At 34.7% G+C, this 16,549-nt stretch carries 17 protein-coding genes; 1 reads left to right on the forward strand and 16 read right to left on the reverse strand.

Features of this window, described 5'->3' with window-relative positions; translation table 11 throughout:
* Positions 1-57: 57 nt before the first annotated feature.
* From darH to flxA, 12 genes are all read right to left on the reverse strand, one after another.
* Positions 58-1,056 (reverse strand): BtrH-related acyltransferase DarH, encoded by a 999-nt coding sequence (darH, locus tag QLQ95_RS08715; protein WP_095930642.1) that lies wholly within the window; start codon positions 1,054-1,056, stop codon positions 58-60.
* A complete protein-coding gene (DarG, locus tag QLQ95_RS08720; RefSeq protein WP_095930643.1) occupies positions 1,057-1,461 on the reverse strand; it encodes a flexirubin biosynthesis protein DarG in 405 nt (134 codons plus the stop codon). It abuts the gene before it with no gap.
* 322 nt (positions 1,462-1,783) lie between these two features.
* Positions 1,784-2,251 (reverse strand): hotdog family protein, encoded by a 468-nt coding sequence (locus QLQ95_RS08725; RefSeq protein ID WP_482503440.1) that lies wholly within the window; start codon positions 2,249-2,251, stop codon positions 1,784-1,786.
* 9 nt (positions 2,252-2,260) lie between these two features.
* Entirely contained in the window at positions 2,261-2,689 is a 429-nt protein-coding gene (locus QLQ95_RS08730) for a hotdog family protein (RefSeq protein ID WP_095930646.1), read from the reverse strand.
* Positions 2,689-3,822, reverse strand: coding sequence for a dialkylresorcinol biosynthesis protein DarB (darB, locus tag QLQ95_RS08735; RefSeq protein WP_095930647.1), 1,134 nt, complete (start codon positions 3,820-3,822; stop codon positions 2,689-2,691). Before darB ends, QLQ95_RS08730 begins: the two co-directional genes overlap by 1 nt.
* A 17-nt stretch (positions 3,823-3,839) precedes the next feature.
* Positions 3,840-4,742, reverse strand: a complete 903-nt coding sequence (locus QLQ95_RS08740; protein WP_095930648.1) for an NADPH-dependent FMN reductase family protein — start codon at positions 4,740-4,742, stop codon at positions 3,840-3,842.
* A 299-nt stretch (positions 4,743-5,041) separates the two neighbouring features.
* Positions 5,042-5,923, reverse strand: coding sequence for an LpxL/LpxP family acyltransferase (locus QLQ95_RS08745; RefSeq protein ID WP_095930649.1), 882 nt, complete (start codon positions 5,921-5,923; stop codon positions 5,042-5,044).
* Positions 5,924-6,178 (reverse strand): acyl carrier protein, encoded by a 255-nt coding sequence (locus tag QLQ95_RS08750; protein ID WP_008465907.1) that lies wholly within the window; start codon positions 6,176-6,178, stop codon positions 5,924-5,926.
* Positions 6,171-7,406: a beta-ketoacyl-[acyl-carrier-protein] synthase family protein gene (locus QLQ95_RS08755; protein WP_095930650.1), complete on the reverse strand. Its 1,236-nt coding sequence runs from the start codon at positions 7,404-7,406 to the stop codon at positions 6,171-6,173. The genes QLQ95_RS08750 and QLQ95_RS08755 overlap by 8 nt, the downstream gene beginning before the upstream one ends.
* A 209-nt stretch (positions 7,407-7,615) precedes the next feature.
* Positions 7,616-8,347, reverse strand: coding sequence for a flexirubin biosynthesis SDR family reductase FlxB (gene flxB, locus QLQ95_RS08760; protein WP_095930651.1), 732 nt, complete (start codon positions 8,345-8,347; stop codon positions 7,616-7,618).
* A 95-nt stretch (positions 8,348-8,442) separates the two neighbouring features.
* Positions 8,443-9,669: a WG repeat-containing protein gene (locus QLQ95_RS08765; protein ID WP_482503444.1), complete on the reverse strand. Its 1,227-nt coding sequence runs from the start codon at positions 9,667-9,669 to the stop codon at positions 8,443-8,445.
* A 40-nt stretch (positions 9,670-9,709) separates the two neighbouring features.
* Positions 9,710-11,230 carry a flexirubin biosynthesis tyrosine ammonia-lyase FlxA gene (gene flxA / locus QLQ95_RS08770; RefSeq protein ID WP_320494361.1) on the reverse strand — a complete coding sequence of 507 codons (1,521 nt, stop codon included), beginning with the start codon at positions 11,228-11,230 and terminating at the stop codon, positions 9,710-9,712.
* A gap of 101 nt (positions 11,231-11,331) precedes the next feature.
* Here flxA and QLQ95_RS08775 point away from each other — a divergent pair, with 101 nt between their 5' ends.
* Complete coding sequence (locus QLQ95_RS08775) at positions 11,332-12,582, forward strand: NAD(P)/FAD-dependent oxidoreductase (protein WP_482503445.1); 1,251 nt, start codon at positions 11,332-11,334, stop codon at positions 12,580-12,582.
* An 18-nt stretch (positions 12,583-12,600) separates the two neighbouring features.
* On the opposite strand, the gene QLQ95_RS08780 is transcribed toward QLQ95_RS08775, so the two are convergent.
* The 4 genes from QLQ95_RS08780 to QLQ95_RS08795 all read right to left on the reverse strand — a co-directional run bounded on the left by QLQ95_RS08780 (position 12,601) and on the right by QLQ95_RS08795 (position 16,486).
* Positions 12,601-12,936 carry an L-rhamnose mutarotase gene (locus QLQ95_RS08780; RefSeq protein WP_482503447.1) on the reverse strand — a complete coding sequence of 112 codons (336 nt, stop codon included), beginning with the start codon at positions 12,934-12,936 and terminating at the stop codon, positions 12,601-12,603.
* 4 nt (positions 12,937-12,940) lie between these two features.
* Positions 12,941-13,798 (reverse strand): fumarylacetoacetate hydrolase family protein, encoded by an 858-nt coding sequence (locus QLQ95_RS08785; protein WP_320494365.1) that lies wholly within the window; start codon positions 13,796-13,798, stop codon positions 12,941-12,943.
* A 230-nt stretch (positions 13,799-14,028) separates the two neighbouring features.
* Positions 14,029-14,793, reverse strand: coding sequence for an SDR family NAD(P)-dependent oxidoreductase (locus QLQ95_RS08790; RefSeq protein WP_095930657.1), 765 nt, complete (start codon positions 14,791-14,793; stop codon positions 14,029-14,031).
* Between the two features lie 37 nt (positions 14,794-14,830).
* Positions 14,831-16,486: a UxaA family hydrolase gene (locus QLQ95_RS08795; RefSeq protein WP_428237520.1), complete on the reverse strand. Its 1,656-nt coding sequence runs from the start codon at positions 16,484-16,486 to the stop codon at positions 14,831-14,833.
* Between the last annotated feature and the right edge of the window lie 63 nt (positions 16,487-16,549).

Consider the following 16,549-nt stretch of genomic DNA (forward strand, 5'->3'; position numbering starts at 1 on the left):
ATTTTTGTACTTTTTCGAAAGGGATTCTATTTGAATGATAGATTGCAAAATATGATTTTAGCTGATCGCTTTTTTTAGTTTTTTGAAAAAGATTTCTTCTCTATTGGCAATGTCCAAAAGTTCATCGGCAATAGTGTTGTAGGCGTCTTCTTTAGCACTTCTGTTTTTGTAAATTCTTGAAGCTTCAACAGCAAAATCACGCCATGAATCTCCAATTTGTGTCATTTCTTTAGAAAGTTCTTTCAGTTCTTCGTTAGCTAAAATAACTGAAGCTTCCTGCAAAAATGCGGCATAAATAAAACGGAAACCACCGCCGCCGGTTCCAATTTCTTCTTGCATACGAACCATTTGCGCCAGGTAATGATTGGCTTTTCTAACGCCATGTTTTTTAGGCCATTTACGAATCTGGCGAGAAACCATTTTGATGCCGCGAACACCAACAATTGGCATTGGCGCTAGCATATCTCGACACGTATTTTTGATTCCTTTAATAATGGCGCTTTTTAAATCGACTTCTTTTGGAATCTGAATCGGATAGTACATTTGTCCGCGAGGTGCAAAAGCTCCTTTGGCAAAACGGACTTTATTCATGTCTTCGTAAGTTAAAGTCGTAACGGTTTCCATTACTGGATCGCTCACTAAATATTCGGTTTCGGTTTTTCCGTAAACAACTAAATTGTGCGCGTTGAAATGAAAACGATATTCGTCTGGGAAATAACTTAAATTGTAAACGCCAACTTGTAATCCTGTTGGAATATTATTTTTTAAATTTTCGTCTAAAGCTTTATTGGCACTTGAAATAGAGGAAAATTTTTGTCTTTTTATTTTTAAATTTAAACGAGTGGCAACTTTATTGAAAATCTGTCCTGGCAAAGTTCTATAACTAATTGCTGGTGCATGATTCACTTTTATAAAAGGCAGATAAACAAAGAATAATCCAGAGCCAATACCAAAAACCATCGGTTCACTAATGTTTAGTCCGCTATTTTTTAGCAGATTTGACGCTACTCCATTCTCGCAATGAGCAGACTGATGATGTGTGAAAGTTAATTCCATTTATTTGGTAATGCTGTTTTTTAATTCTTCGATTGATACTCCAAAAGTATCAGCATATTTTTTCAGGATTTTATCGTTTAGTTTGGCAAAAACACTTGGTTTAAAATGTCTTTTTACGCGCCATTTCCAAAATCCCACATAACTTGATAATATGTTAAGATCCATTTTATTGACTTCCATAAAATACACAATCGGACTTGCTTCGCCGTTTAAAACCTGTTGTTTGGCATCGGCAATACGCTCGTTTATTTCATCAATAGAATTTGAAAGGGCAATTGTTTTCGGTTCCCAGCCCGTACTTAATGTTGTGGTATAATTGCCGTTTTCATCAGTTGCGTACAAAAGCTCTTTTACGTTGTTCTTAGTTAAGTTGCTTTGATCCTGAGGTACTTGATCTTTTTCCATATTACTAATTTAATTTATTAGAAACATATAATAGAAAACTATACATATACTAATTATTAAAAATCCAAAATTTACGAAAGCCAGATTGCTTTTTCTCTTTACAAATAAATAAATCATTTCTACAACTAATCCGAGATAAAAGATTTGTATTACCATAAAGAGCATAATAAAAAAGCCCAAACCAGTATCAAAATGTTTGTGATCATCTCCATGACAGTGTTTATGACGATCGGTTGTTAGATACCAAAATAAAAAAACTAATACTGTTAATAAGATTAAAATGACAATCCTGATAACTAAATGTAAAATGATTTTTTTTGGATTATCCAACCGAGATTGTTTTTTGAATGAACAAATTAATTTCGCATTCTAAGAGAATCTGGTCTTCTACTAAGCTTTTGCATTTCATTGTGCATAAAGTATAATCCTCACCAGTAAATTTAGAAACCAAATCGGCTTTAGTTATAATGGTGTCGCCAACTTTTGGCAGAGCATGAATTTTGACACTTTTTAAAGCGCTGATAAATCCAATTACATTTACGTTTTCATTCTCGATTCCGTTGTCGTCAAAAAAGTATTTTTTTCCAACGATTGCAGAACAAGTCTGTGCCGTATTTTCGATTAATCCCGCTTCGATAAAAACATTATTCTGAATAAAAATATTGTCTTCTTTTATCAAAAATATGGTTTCTACAAAGTTGGAATCTATATCCAAAATCAAATCCACCATAAGCATCGGTGCTCGGTGTGGTAAATAATTTTGTATGTCAACAGCAGAAGTAGTTTTCATCGATTGCTTTTATTTTGCCAAAACGGTTTTCATTTGTCCTCTGGCAATCTCTTCATTATTTAAAGTCGTAACAATATCCACTAAAGTAATTCCGGCAAATTCCTGCAGAATCGTAACTTCAGATTGAATAGTATCGCTCAGCTTTGGAAGTTTCTTAATTTCAATTTCTTTAATAGAACCAATATAGCCCGTTGGAGCAATTTCGCTTTTCAAGAAATATTGATATCCCGTATGCAATGCTACAGACTGTGCCATATGTTCTATTAATCCAGCTTCAAGAAAAATATCGTTTGATACAAAAATATTTTCGCGCTGAATTTCTAAACCCGAAACCAACGAAGTTTCAGAATAAGAATGCATAGCGTCTACCATCACAAAAGGAAACTTTTGAGGCAGTAAATTTTCGACCATTTCTTTTTCTAAAAGCATTGTTTCCATTAACAAACCGTTAAATAGGCATACGCAAAAGAGAATCTTCCGCTTTCTGGAACAGATAATAAAATTTTATCTCCTTTTTTCAAATTCCCTGAACTCATCAATTCTTCAAGAGCCAAGTAAATAGAGGCAGAGCCAACATTTCCAACTCGAGAAAGATTCATGAACCATTTATCATCGCTCATTCCGATACCTTTTTCGTTTAATCCTTTTTTCAACCCTTCAACAAAAAAGTTTGAAGAAACATGAGGAATAAAATAAGTAATATCTTCCGATTTAATATTGTTTTTATCCATGGCGTCTTTCATGCTTTGAGCACCTTTTGCCAAGATAAATTCGTCTAATAATTTAACGTCTTGTTTTATTGAAAAAACAGATTCGTTCAGCCATTGTTCTGGCGAATAATCGCTCCAGCCTTTAATTTCACCATTTTCCAATTTATCACCTCCGGCATACATGCAGGTTTCTAATTCGTACGCATACGAAAAAGCTTCCATCCATTCGATTTTTAGCGAAATTGGTCCTCTTGGTTTATTTTCCAAAAGAAAAGCTCCAGCACCATCTGACAGCATCCAACGAAGAAAATCTTTTTTGAATGCAATAATTGGCTGTTCTTCAAGGCTTTTTAAATTATCGGCCTCGTGATTGTATTTTTGAGCATTTAGCCAGGTAGAAACTTTTTCTGATCCTGTGCAGATTGCGTTTTTTGAATTTCCAGATTTAATAGAAAGAAAACCAAATTTAAGAGAGTTCATTCCGGCACAGCAAACTCCTGTTGAAGAGTTTAATTCTACCGATTTATTTTTTAGCAGACCATGAACCATCGCAGCGTGCGAAGGCAGAAATATGTCTGGAGTCGAGGTTCCACATGAAAGTACTTCTAAATCTTGAGGCGTAAAATTTTCGTCGAATAACGGTAAAATGGCATTTTTGGTTAATTCGGCATTGCTGTGTGTGCTTTTTCCTTCTTTGTCAACAGCGTAATATCGGCTTGTAATTTTATTGTTGCGCAAAATAATGCGTCTTGCTTTAGAAGCAGTATCATTGATAAGGCCCAAGTAGGCTTCCATTTCGTCATTTGAAACGGCTTCGTTTGGCAAATATTTTGCAGCTTTTGTAATATATACTTCAAACATAATTTAAATTTCGTCTTCTAAACTCCCTGATAATATTGAGTTTCCTTTTTTATAGATTTTAACTTAAGCGGATAGGTAATAAGGTGCAATATATACACTATTGGTGAGATTAACCATATCGCAAGGAATAAATAAACATTAAATACTTTAAGCAGCTGTTTTCGGTTTTTTTGATTTTTATAAATGATATTTGACCATTTATTAAAAATTTTGTTAGCCGTTTTATCAACCGTTACCAAATACGAACTTATTTTTACAGCACCAGCATGGACTAATTTGGGCTGTAATTGCGCTAAATTATTTTGCTGTAAAGAATCCAGCATGATTTCTCCAAACTGACTCGATTCTTGTATGTCTTTTTCTGAAACTCCAGGAAGCGGAAAAATACCTAAATATTTTTTCTTAACTCCAGAGAACATCCATTCTACAATGGTGATTACACTTATTAAATTTCCAACACGGTCTACCAAAGCTACGTTTCCAACCAAATTGGCATTGGCCTTTCTTAGCAAAACTTTGATTTTTTCCTGAGCCATAATCCACATGTTTCTTGAACCGCTGATCGTAATAACAGGAGTATTGTTTAAAATTTTCTTGGCATCTTCACTTTTCAAAAATGAATTGATTGGAATAGAAGGAGATAGATACCAAACCTGATAATGAAATAATACTAAATCAAATTTTGTGTTTAAAATTTCCTCAGGAACAGGTTTTAATGCGGTCGGAATCTGTAAAAACGATTCTGGAAAGGCATCAAAAAACGATTCTTTGTTCCAAGGAAAAGGAAACGGTTTCTCTAATTGTATTTCATGAAATGTGAGATTTATTTCTTCTGAATTTAGAAATGGTTTTGCAATATTTTTTGCAATAGATTCCAGCTGTCCAGATTGCGTATAATAAATTACGAGAACATTTTTCATTTTAGGTTTTTCGGCTTTGGTGGTCAGCAAAAATAAGTAAATTTATTTAAACGAATTTTCTTATTTCGACCAATGGTTTTTTATTAGCCCCGAATTCACGAATTATTTAAAATACTGCAGTGATGATTGATTTTGTTTAAATTATGAATGACATTTATTTCACGAATTATCATTCGTGCAAAAGTTATGATTTTACGAAAAACAGATTAATTAAATTGGTGAAATTCACAACTAAAATTTCGTTCCAAATGATTAGTGAAAATTCGTGAATTTGTGGCGGAAAAATATCGCAGTAAAACCTAGGATTTTATATCGTTCCAAAAATCAAAATAATTGAACCATTGCAAAGGATATGTGTGCAGAATGCTTTCAACACTTTTTACATATTCCTTCAAAAGTGCTTTTTCGTCTCGGTGTTTGACTTCGGCCTCTCTTGCGTACAAATGATAATGAAGATTGGGTTCTTTCATTACATAAACAAAAACCACAGGAACTTTTAATCGTGAAGCAATTAAAAACGGGCCAGCAGGGAAATTGGCTTCTTTGCCCAAAAGGTTTTCAGAAAGCGATTTTGTTCCTTCAAAATAACGATCGCCTGTAAAGCAGATTAGTTCATTATTGGCCAAAGCGGCATTGATCTCAAATATATGAGATAAATCTTCTTTGATGATAATAAATTTTACAGTTGGTTTTTGAGAAACGCTTTCGAGATAATTTTTAATGGCAGAATGCTCTAAATCTGTTGTAACCAAATTGATTTGGAAATTAAGATCAATATCTCCCAAAAAATGTTCGGCAATTTCAAAATTTCCGACATGGGCACTAATTAAAACACCGCCTTTTTTCTCGGCAAGTAATTTTTTTAGTGTTTCTATTCCATCAAATTCATAAGTAAATTTGTTTCGCATTCCTGCCGAAATGGAAACTTTATCAATAATAGTCTGTCCAAAAGTATAATAGCTTTTGAAAACCATTTTTTTGGATTTGAAATAGGAGTATTGCAGTCTTTCTTTAAAATAATAGAAAATGGCTTTGTTGCTTTTTCTTAGAAATAAAAAATAATAAGACGCAACAAAATAAAGTAAGACATAAGCCGCTTTGACACCCGCTTTTTGAATTAAAAAAACGAATATTTTATAACCTAATACAGTTCCTTTGGATTTACCATCCCATTGACTCATTTAAGCTGATTTGGCTTTTATTTTAGTTTCGATTAAGTCATAAAAACTTTGAAAATCAGAAATTCCAACAAAATCTGCTTCTACTAGTTTTACACCAAAGTTTGCCTCTATTGAAACGACTAAATCAACATAATCCAGACTGTCTAACCCAAGTGTATCTTTCAAATTAGCATTTGGTTCAATGTCGTCATTGTCTACTTCAAATTCATCAACTAAAAAACCATTAATTTTTGCTATAATCTCTTCTTTATTCATTGTTCAATTTAAACTTTTTAACCACCAACGCAGAGTTGGTTCCTCCGAAACCGAAAGAATTGGACAAAAATATGTCAAATTTTTTGTTTAACGTAGTTTTAACTAAATTTAATTTTGACGCATCTTCATCTGGAGTTTCCAAATTGATGTTTGGCGCGATAAAATCGTGCTGCATCATTAGGATAGAATAAATGATTTCGCTGGCTCCTGCCATCCAGCATTCGTGGCCAGTCATAGATTTTGTAGAACTTACAGGAGGATTTTTTTCTCCAAAAACTTCAAAAATGGCTTTGGCTTCATTAGCATCTCCAACAGGTGTTGAGGTTGCGTGAGCATTTATATATTCAATATCTGAAGCTTCTAATTTTGCATCGTCAAGTGCACGTTTCATTGCTGTGGCTGGTCCTTCAACGTTTGGAGTAGAAATATGCCCGCCGTTTGATGAAAATCCGTAACCGCCAATTTCTGCAATAATATTGGCACCACGTGCAATGGCAGATTCGTAACTTTCTAAAATTAAAGTTGCACCACCACCACTTGGGATTAATCCGTCGCGGCCAGTATCAAAAGGTCTTGAAGCTTTTGTAGGATCCCCTTCTCGGTTAGAAAAAACACCTAAACCGTCAAAACTGCTCATGGCGTATTTGTTGATTTCCTGTGCTCCGCCAGTTATAACAATATCTTGGAAACCGCTTTTGATTAAAAAATAAGCCAAACCAATAGAGTGAGATCCGCTGGCACAAGCCGCACTAACGGTAAGATTGATGCCGCGCAGTTTAAAAATCGTAGAAAGATTCATCGTTACAGTAGAATTCATCGATTTGAAAATAGCACCAGAACCAATAAGAGCGGTGTCTTTTTTCTCGCGAACAATATCTGTTGCGTCAATGATTGCTTTAGAAACGCTGTCGTTTCCGTACATAATACCTACTTCGTGTTCATCAAAAAAAGCATCATCAATGTTTGCATTTTTTAATGCTTCTATAGTTGCCATATAAGCATATTCGGTTTCTTCACCGATGCTCATACGTTGTCTGCGCGTCAATAAATTTTTAAGATCGGCTTTCGGAACCATCCCTGTTAAGGCCGACTGGAAACCAAATTCTTTACGTTCAGAATCAAACTGAATACCAGATTTTCCTTCGTATAACGAATCTTTTACTTCGTCTAAAGAAGTTCCGATACAAGAATAAATTCCCATTCCAGTAATTACAACTCGTCTATTCATCGTCTTTCAAAAGTAATTTTTTATCCTTAAAGTGTAATTTTTAAAACAAAGGCACAAAGTTTTTATTTTTTAATCTCGCAAAGGCGCAGAGTCGCAAAGGTTATTTTTTAAAGTCTTTTTTTAATAAAACTTTGCGACTCTGCGACTTTGCGAGCATTTTTTTTGTTAAGTAAAAAACTTAAAAATAAACTTCGCAAACATAGTATTCTTTAAGAATATATTCCGCCGTTAATATTGATAATTTCTCCTGTAATATAGCTTGCTTTTTTAGAAATCAAAAAGCTTACCAAATCTGCAACTTCTTCGGCTTCGCCAAAACGATTTACCGGAATTAGTTTTAATAATTCTTTTTCGTCTAAATCGCTTGTCATGTCAGTTCTAATAAAACCTGGAGCGACAGCATTTACAGTAATATTTCGTTTTGCAACTTCCTGAGCCAGAGCTTTGGTTGCCGCTACAATTGCACCTTTTGCAGCCGAATAATTGGTTTGTCCTGCAGTACCTTTTACTCCAGAAACCGAAACCATATTTACGATTCGGCCATATTTATTGCGTAACATTTTTTGAATAAAAAATTGTGTAACATTAAAGAAACCATTTACGCTTGTATTCATAACGCCGTTCCAGTCTTCTGGTGTCATCCACATAAAAAGACCATCTTTTGTGATTCCGGCATTGTTTACAATTGCTTCAACCAATTTTTCAGGATTTGCTTCCTGCCAAGCAGTTAAAACATTTTGTACGTTTTCAAAATTAGAAACATCAAAACCTAAGATTTCTCCTGTCGCGCCTAATTTTTGTACTTCTTGTAATGTCTCTTCGGCAGCTGTTTTATTCGAATGATAATTAATCAGAATATGATAATCGGATTCTACGGCCAGTTTTTTACAAATCGCACTTCCAATTCCTCTTGAACCGCCTGTTACTAATACACACTTCATTTATGTAGGGTTTATTTTTATTCGTCATAAAATGAAACCGCTTTATAAAATGCGATTTCATTTATGCAAATGTCTAATTTATTTGGAGATAAATATTATTTCTTTTTTTTAGGTGCTGATTTTGCAGCTGGTTTCGCTGCTGGCTTAGTCTCTTGTTTTGGTTTTTCGGCAGAAATAGGAGCTGCAGCTGGCTGAGGTTTTTCAGCGCTTTTAGAAAACAATTCAGCGTTTTCAAACCATTGGTTAGCTAAAACGGTTCCGTCTGGTTTAAGAAATCCCCATTTTCCTTCGTTTTTTACTCGGGCAACGCCATCAATAAATCCTTTGTCCTGTTGTACAAACATTGCAATTATCGCATTTGCAGTGATACCGTATTGAGTTGGGATAACCAATTTTCCAGATTCATTGATAAATCCCCAATTGCTTTCTTTTACAGGAGCCAGACCGTTTGTACTAAAAACTTCTGCATCGCTGTAAGTTGGTTCAATAACAAATTTCCCTTCTGGATTAATGAATCCCCATTTTTTTCCTACTAAAACGGGAGCTAGATTTTTTGAGAACGCTTTTCCTTTATCATAAATAGGAAGAATGGCCCAATTTCCTTTTAAATCGATATAACCAATTTTTCCATTCTTTTTAGCAAACGTCAAATCATAAGTTTCAAAATCCCAGATTTTTTCGGCTCCGTCAACCGGAATAAATTTTCCGCCGTTTACCAATCCGAAAGTTTTATCTTTTTTAGCCCAAGTTGTTCCTTTAAAATAATTTCCAACTTCGGCATAAACAGGTTCAACCAATTCTTTTCCGTTGGTATCAATAATTCCCCAGTTTTTGTTCAGTTCAACTCTCGCGTAACCATTTTCAAAAGGTTTAATTTGATCGTATTTTGGTTCTAAAACAACATTCATTTTGTTGTTGATTAACCCCACTTTATTGTTTTGTCTGAAGAAAGCAACTCCGTCGTTAAAATCAAATACTTTGTCCGTAGTTGGTCCTTTTTGAATTTCTCCTTTTGTATTAATATAAACCCAGTCTTTGTCTTTTTGTACAACTGCGATTCCGCTGTTAAAATCTTTAGCATCTTTAAAATCGGCTGGAATTACCCAGCTTCCTTTTGAATCAATAAAACCCCATTTTCCTCCGTTTTCTACGGCAGCTAATCCATCAGAAAAGCTTCTGGCAGATTTATACTGAGGTTCGATTTTAAAAGATCCATCTTTAGTGATATAACCAATTTTAGAATTTTTCTTAACTAATGCTAATTCTTGACTATTAACAAATTGAATGCAGCTTAGCAATAAAAAAACAAGTGACTTTTTCATGATTTTAAGATTCAATATTAATACTGTAAAATAAAGATTTTTAACTGTTGATCAAATAATCTTTTACTTTTTGAACAAAAGGATACATTACTTGATCTTCCTTAAACTCTGGAATTATATTTCTGATATCGTCGTACCATTTTTTAGTTGTAGACGAAATTTGATCTTTTTGTTTCAAATAATCAATTGCCTGCACAATGGTGATTAATTCGATAGCCAACACTTCAAAAGAATTCTCAATTACTTTTGATGTAATAACCGCTGCATTGGTTCCCATACTTACAATGTCTTGATTGTCATTGTTGTTTGGAATACTGTGCACATACATTGGGTTAGACAGCATTTGGCTTTCGGCAGTTGTTGAAGTCGCTACGAACTGAACGCCCTGCATTCCGAAATTAAATCCTAATGTTCCTAAGTTTACGAATGGAGGAAGTATTTCGTTGATTTTTGAATTCAATAAATAATTCAATTGACGTTCTGCCAGCATCGTTAATTTCGTAATAACGATTTTCAGTTTATCCATTTCAAGCGAAATATAATCTCCGTGGAAATTTCCGCCATGGTAAACATGTTTGTTTTTTACGTCTATAATTGGGTTGTCGTTTGCCGAGTTAAATTCGTCTTCTAGAATAGAAGCGACATTATTTATAGTTTCTAAAACAGGCCCTAAAATTTGAGGAACACATCTTAGTGAATAATATTCCTGAACTTTTTCTTTGAAGATTTCTTCGGTGTTTTCACCAGAATATAAATGGTCTTCTCTTTTACGGATTAAAGTACTGTCAGAAAGATTTTGTCTCATTCTTTCAGCAACTTCCTGCTGTCCTTTATGGCGTTTGGTTTGATTTAATTCTTCAGAGAAGTGATCATCGTAAGCTTGAACTAATTCGTTAATTGCGCATGAAGCTTTTAACGACCAGTCTAATAATTTTTTTGAATAATGAACATTTACCACTCCAATTCCTGTCATTACAGAAGTTCCGTTGATTAATGCCAGACCTTCTCTAATTTCTACTTGAATTGGTTTTAAACCTTCAATTTCGAAAACTTCTGCCGTTGGGCGTCTATCTCCTTTATAAAAAACTTCTCCTTCGCCAATTAAAACCAAAGCTAAGTGTGATAATTGTACTAAGTCACCGCTGGCACCAACACCGCCGTGCTCAAAAATTAAAGGCGTAATATCTCTATTGATTAATTCTGCCATTAAATGAATAACAGAAGAATGAACTCCTGAATTTCCTAAAGAAAGGGTATTTAATCTTGCTAAAATTGCTGCTTTTGCGCACTCAGCATTTAAAGGTTTTCCAGTTCCAGAAGAATGGCTTCTGATTAAATTATATTGTAACTGAATTTGATCTGACTCCTTAATTCTATATTGAGCCATCGGACCAAAACCAGTATTTACTCCGTAGATTACTTTGTTTCCTGAGAATTCTTTTAAGAAATTAAAACTTTCGTTTACTCGATTTTGAACCACATCGCTTATGGCAACTTTGTTTTTTCCAAAGATTATGGCTTCAAATTCTGCTAAACTTAGATATTCATTTATTGTATTCATCAAATCGTTTTTGGTTGCGCTAATTTAATTTTATTTATCAAAATAAATGTAGTTATTTTGATGATGGCAAATGTAGGTTAATTAATGATAATAATTCTAATATGACAAAGGAGTTTGTTGATGTTTTAGTGATTGGTGCAGGACCGTCTGGATGTGTTTCGGCATCGTATCTTTTTAAAAACAACGTAAAGGTAAAAGTTGTAGAAAAAATGAAGTTCCCGAGACTTGTAGTAGGCGAAAGCCTTATTCCGCGAGTGATGGACCATTTTGCTGAGGCAGAATTGTTTGACGCCCTTGACGCGATGAACTTCGAAAAGAAATTGGGAGCTCGTTTTATCAGAGGAGAAGAAATCTGCAATTTTGATTTTAGTGTAAAATTTGGTGAAGGTTGGGATTGGACTTGGCAAGTTCCGAGAGCTGATTTTGACAATACAATGGCTCAAGAAATCATACGAAAAGGAATCGACTTAGAATTTGAAACCGAAGTTTTGGAAGTTTCTTTTGAAGGGAAAAATTCAAAAACTATTTTAAAAGATAAGGACGGAAACTTAAAAGAAATTCACGCTAAATTTATCATCGACTCTAGTGGTTACGGACGCGTTTTACCAAGACTTTTAAATTTGGATACGCCATCAAAACTAGATCCGCATTCTTCGATTTTTACCCATGTCAAAGATATTAATAGAGAAGAAGGAGTAGAGGGAACCCAGATTTCATTTGACATTCTGGAAACTCAAGTTTGGCTTTGGGTAATTCCGTTTTCTAACGGAAATACAAGTTTAGGCGTTGTGGGTCCGACAGATTTTATCAATTCGCTTTCTGAAAATAAAGATAATGCTGAGGCTTTGCGAAATGCCATTCAGAAATCGGATTATTATATTAAAAGATTTGCTGGAACAGAATTTTTATTTGAGCCAGTTAAATTAGAAAACTACTCAAGAGCCGTAAAAAGAATGTATGGTGACGGTTTTGCCTTAACGGGAAATAGTTCTGAATTCTTAGATCCAGTTTTTTCTTCGGGAGTTGCTTTTGCAACCGAGTCTGGAATGCTGGCAGCAAAATTATATTTGAAAGAATCGCAAGGAATTCCTGTTGATTGGGAAGTGGAATTCACTCAATACATGAAACGCGGAATTGCTGTTTTCACCACTTACGTTCAAGAATGGTACACAGGAAATCTTCAGACTTTATTTTTCCACCAGCCTGAAAATCCAGAAGTAAAAGAAAAAATATGTGCTGTTTTAGCAGGTTATGTCTGGAACGAAGAAAATTCGTTTGTCAAAAAGCATGATCACGTAATTGCTAATATGGCGTATTTATTGAATATGCAAAAAGAACAAAGCCCTGAATAATCAGGGCTTTTTTTTGAATTATAATCCAAATATTTTATCCATTAAAATCCATTTTTGTCCCGGTTTTGCCCAAGGCAAAGCTTGTTGGAATTTCCACATTAAAGTTTCCCATTCCTGAACTTTTTCGTTTGCAGCATCAGCTTTGTCTTTTTTCTCAAAAGAAAAATCGGCATCAGCTTCGATGATCATGAACAATCGGTTCCCTGTGCAATAAATATCCAGAACTTCAATTCCAGAATCTTGAATGCTTTTTTTAATTTCTGGCCAGACATCTTCGTGCAGTTCTTTGTATTCTGCAATTAAATTGGCGTCGTCTTTTAAGTCTAAAGCCAGATAGAATTTTTGAGTTGCCATAATTTTATTTTTGTTGATACGCTACAGCAGTTTGCTTGCTTGTGCCTAAACCTTCAATTCCTAATTCGATTACGTCGCCTGCTTTAATGTAAATTGGATCTGGTTTAATTCCTAATCCAACTCCTGGAGGCGTTCCTGTACTAATAACATCGCCTGGAAGCAAGGTCATAAACTGGCTTAAATAATGAACTAAGAACGGAATTTTAAAAATCAAGTTTGAAGTATTACTGTTTTGGAATGTTTTTCCGTTTACCGTAAGCCACATTTTTAGGTTATTTACATCTCCCACTTCGTCTGGAGTTGCCATAATTGGTCCAAGAGGAGCGAAGGTATCAGAACCTTTTCCTTTTGCCCATTGTCCGCCACGCTCGATTTGGAATGCTCTTTCGCTGTAATCATTCAAAAGGCAATATCCAGCAATGTAGTTTGGCGCATCTTCTTCAGAAACGTAACTTGCTTTTTTACCTACAACAAAAGCCAATTCAACTTCCCAGTCTGTTTTTTCACTGTTTTTTGGAATGATCAAATTGTCATTTGGTCCGCATAAAGAAGTCGTAGATTTAAAGAAAATAATTGGTTCTTCTGGAATTGCAGCGCCAGTTTCTTCACAGTGATCTACATAATTTAATCCGATGCAGATAATTTTTGAAGGACGCGCAACTGGCGAACCTAAACGTACTGAATCGCTTACTTCTGGTAGTGCAGGATTATTTTTTAAAGCTTCTTCTAATTTCGCTAAACCGTCATTTTCAAAAAAAGTTTCGTTGTAATCTGTTACGATAGACGAAACGTCATATCTTTTATCATTCAGTAAAACTCCTGGTTTTTCCTTTCCTTCTTCTCCGAATCTAATAAGTTTCATATTTTTATTTTTTTAGTAATGTGTATTTTTTTTGCCACAGATTAAAAGGATTAAAATGATTTTTAAAACTGTGCTTAATTTTTTTTGCCACGAATTGCACAAATTTTCTCGAATTAAAATTTGTGGAAATTCGTGAAATTCGTGGCTTATTTTTTTGCACGCAGATTTTGCAGATCGAGCAGATTTTTTTTAATCCTTTTAATCTTTTTAATCTGTGGCTAAATAAATTTTTAGTTATTTAATTTAATAAATCCACCATCAATTGGGTAATCTGAACCTGTGATAAAAGATGACTCGTCACTGCATAAGAATAACGCTAAAGTTGCAATTTCTTCTGGTTTTCCCATTCGGCCGATTGGCTGTGATTGTGAAAGTTTTTCGAAAATTTCTTCTTCTTTTCCAGGATAATTTTTAGCAATAAATCCGTCTACAAAAGGCGTGTGAACTCTCGCAGGAGATATAGAATTACATCTGATTTTATCATTCAAATAATCTTTTGCAACCGATAAAGTCATGGCCATAACCGCTCCTTTTGCTGTAGAATAAGCAAAACGATCTGGAATTCCAACCCAGCAAGCGATTGAAGCTAAGTTCAAAATTACACCTCCGCCAGAATTTCTCAGCGCCGGAATTGAAGCATGAAGACAGTTGTAAACTCCTTTTACGTTTACATTCATAATTCTGTCAAAATCAGATTCTGAAGTGGTGTCTACTTTTCCAACGTGAGCAATTCCAGCATTGTTTACTAGAATATTGATATTTCCGATTTTTTGGAAAGTTGAATTTACTTGTTCGTGGTTTGAAACGTCGCAGGCATGAGCAAAAACATTTCCGCCAGCGGATTTAATTTCTTCTACTGTTTCTTTTGCGCTTTCTTCAGTCAATTCTAAAATGTGAACTTCAGCTCCTTGTTTTGCAAATAAAACCGAAATCGCTCTTCCAATTCCGCTTCCACCGCCGGTGATAATTGCTTTTTTATTTTGTAATGAAAACATTTGATATAAATTTTTATGAGTTGTTTTTAATAGTCTTTTACAAAGATACGCCGCGTTTCCACGGAATAAAATCGTCTTGGTTTAATTGAACAGCTTTCGGAATAATTTCACCGCTTGCCGCTTTGATGCAGTATTCCAAAATTTCTTCGCCCATTTCTTCAATAGATTTTTCACCACTGATAATTGGTCCGCAGTCAATATCAATAATATCTTTCATTCTGGTTGCTAGAACAGAATTTGTTGCCACTTTAATTACAGGACAAACAGGATTTCCTGTTGGAGTTCCCAATCCAGTTGTAAACAAAATTAAGGTTGCTCCAGAAGCTGCTTTTCCAGTTGTCGCTTCAACGTCATTTCCGGGTGTACAAACCAAACTTAAACCAGGTTTTGTAACTAGTTCTGTATAATCTAAAACATCAACAACAGGAGAAGTTCCGCCTTTTTTTGCTGCTCCAGCACTTTTGATAGCATCGGTAATTAAACCATCTTTGATATTTCCTGGAGACGGATTCATGTGGAAACCTGAACCCACTTTATGAGCCAGTTCATCATAAGACTCCATTAAATCTATGAATTTTTTCGCCTTATCTTCTGTAATACATCTGTCGATTAAATTCTGTTCTGCACCGCATAATTCTGGGAATTCAGCCAAAAGAATTTTTCCGCCTAAAGCTACGACTAAATCTGAAGTATAACCCACAGCAGGATTTGCAGAAACACCGCTGAAACCATCGCTTCCGCCACATTTTACACCAATACATAAATCGCTTAACGGCGCATCAGTTCTTTCATATTTATTGATTTCGATTAAACTTTCAAAAGTTTTTTTGATGGCATTGGTAATCAGAACTTCTTCGCTTTCGGTCTGTTGCTGTTCAAAAATAAACAACGGTTTGTCAAACTCTGGATTTTGTCTTTTTACATCATTTACAAAATCCTGAACTTGTAAATGCTGGCATCCTAAACTCAAAAGCGTGATTCCGCCCACGTTTGGGTGATTCGCGTAAGAAGCCAATAAAGCGCTCAAAGTAGAAGCGTCCTGACGTGTTCCGCCGCAACCGCCTTGGTGATTTAAGAATTTAATTCCGTCTACATTTTCAAAAACACGTTTGTTTTTTGGAGTCGGATTTAATTCAATATTGATATCGTTAATGTCATTTCCACTCAAATAACCTTCCAATAATTCGTGTGTAAATTGGTTGTATTTGTCCGTTACAGCATAGCCCAATTGTTTGTGTAATGCTTCTTTGATTACGTCAAGATTTCTGTTTTCACAAAAAACAGTCGGGATAAAAAGCCAGTAATTTGCCGTTCCAACGCGTCCGTCTTTTCTTTTATAACCTTTAAAAGTTCTGTTTTCAAATTTAGAAACATCTGGTGCATTCCATTCGTAAGAAGCATTTCTGTAAGCATAAGGATCTGCGGCATGTTTAAGATTCTCGGTTGTCATTAGACTTCCTTTTGCCAAATCGTTTTGCACTTTTCCAACCAAAACACCGTACATATTTACTTCTTCTCCCTGCTTCATATCCTGCATGTAGAATTTATGTTTGGCTTTGATGAGGTCTTGTAAAACGTAAGTTTCATTTTCAAAATGAATCGTTTCGCCTTTTTGAAGATCGGTTAAGGCAACCAATACATTATCGTCTGGATGCAGTTTTACAACCAGTTTTTTTGTGTTATTCTCAGACATTGTGTTGTTTGTTTTTTTCTTTTTTTTGATGTCACTGCTTTTGTTTTATAACAATTTAATCCC

Source organism: Flavobacterium sp. B330r (assembly GCF_056824325.1).

Bases quoted from the DNA above. Each gene is read 5' to 3' on its own strand.
- darH (WP_095930642.1), bottom strand. From the start codon at position 1,056: ATGGAATTAACTTTCACACATCATCAGTCTGCTCATTGCGAGAATGGA.
- DarG (WP_095930643.1), bottom strand. From the start codon at position 1,461: ATGGAAAAAGATCAAGTACCTCAGGATCAAAGCAACTTAACTAAGAAC.
- QLQ95_RS08725 (WP_482503440.1), bottom strand. From the start codon at position 2,251: ATGAAAACTACTTCTGCTGTTGACATACAAAATTATTTACCACACCGA.
- QLQ95_RS08730 (WP_095930646.1), bottom strand. From the start codon at position 2,689: ATGGAAACAATGCTTTTAGAAAAAGAAATGGTCGAAAATTTACTGCCT.
- darB (WP_095930647.1), bottom strand. From the start codon at position 3,822: ATGTTTGAAGTATATATTACAAAAGCTGCAAAATATTTGCCAAACGAA.
- QLQ95_RS08740 (WP_095930648.1), bottom strand. From the start codon at position 4,742: ATGAAAAATGTTCTCGTAATTTATTATACGCAATCTGGACAGCTGGAA.
- QLQ95_RS08745 (WP_095930649.1), bottom strand. From the start codon at position 5,923: ATGAGTCAATGGGATGGTAAATCCAAAGGAACTGTATTAGGTTATAAA.
- QLQ95_RS08750 (WP_008465907.1), bottom strand. From the start codon at position 6,178: ATGAATAAAGAAGAGATTATAGCAAAAATTAATGGTTTTTTAGTTGAT.
- QLQ95_RS08755 (WP_095930650.1), bottom strand. From the start codon at position 7,406: ATGAATAGACGAGTTGTAATTACTGGAATGGGAATTTATTCTTGTATC.
- flxB (WP_095930651.1), bottom strand. From the start codon at position 8,347: ATGAAGTGTGTATTAGTAACAGGCGGTTCAAGAGGAATTGGAAGTGCG.
- QLQ95_RS08765 (WP_482503444.1), bottom strand. From the start codon at position 9,669: ATGAAAAAGTCACTTGTTTTTTTATTGCTAAGCTGCATTCAATTTGTT.
- flxA (WP_320494361.1), bottom strand. From the start codon at position 11,230: ATGAATACAATAAATGAATATCTAAGTTTAGCAGAATTTGAAGCCATA.
- QLQ95_RS08775 (WP_482503445.1), top strand. From the start codon at position 11,332: ATGACAAAGGAGTTTGTTGATGTTTTAGTGATTGGTGCAGGACCGTCT.
- QLQ95_RS08780 (WP_482503447.1), bottom strand. From the start codon at position 12,936: ATGGCAACTCAAAAATTCTATCTGGCTTTAGACTTAAAAGACGACGCC.
- QLQ95_RS08785 (WP_320494365.1), bottom strand. From the start codon at position 13,798: ATGAAACTTATTAGATTCGGAGAAGAAGGAAAGGAAAAACCAGGAGTT.
- QLQ95_RS08790 (WP_095930657.1), bottom strand. From the start codon at position 14,793: ATGTTTTCATTACAAAATAAAAAAGCAATTATCACCGGCGGTGGAAGC.
- QLQ95_RS08795 (WP_428237520.1), bottom strand. From the start codon at position 16,486: ATGTCTGAGAATAACACAAAAAAACTGGTTGTAAAACTGCATCCAGAC.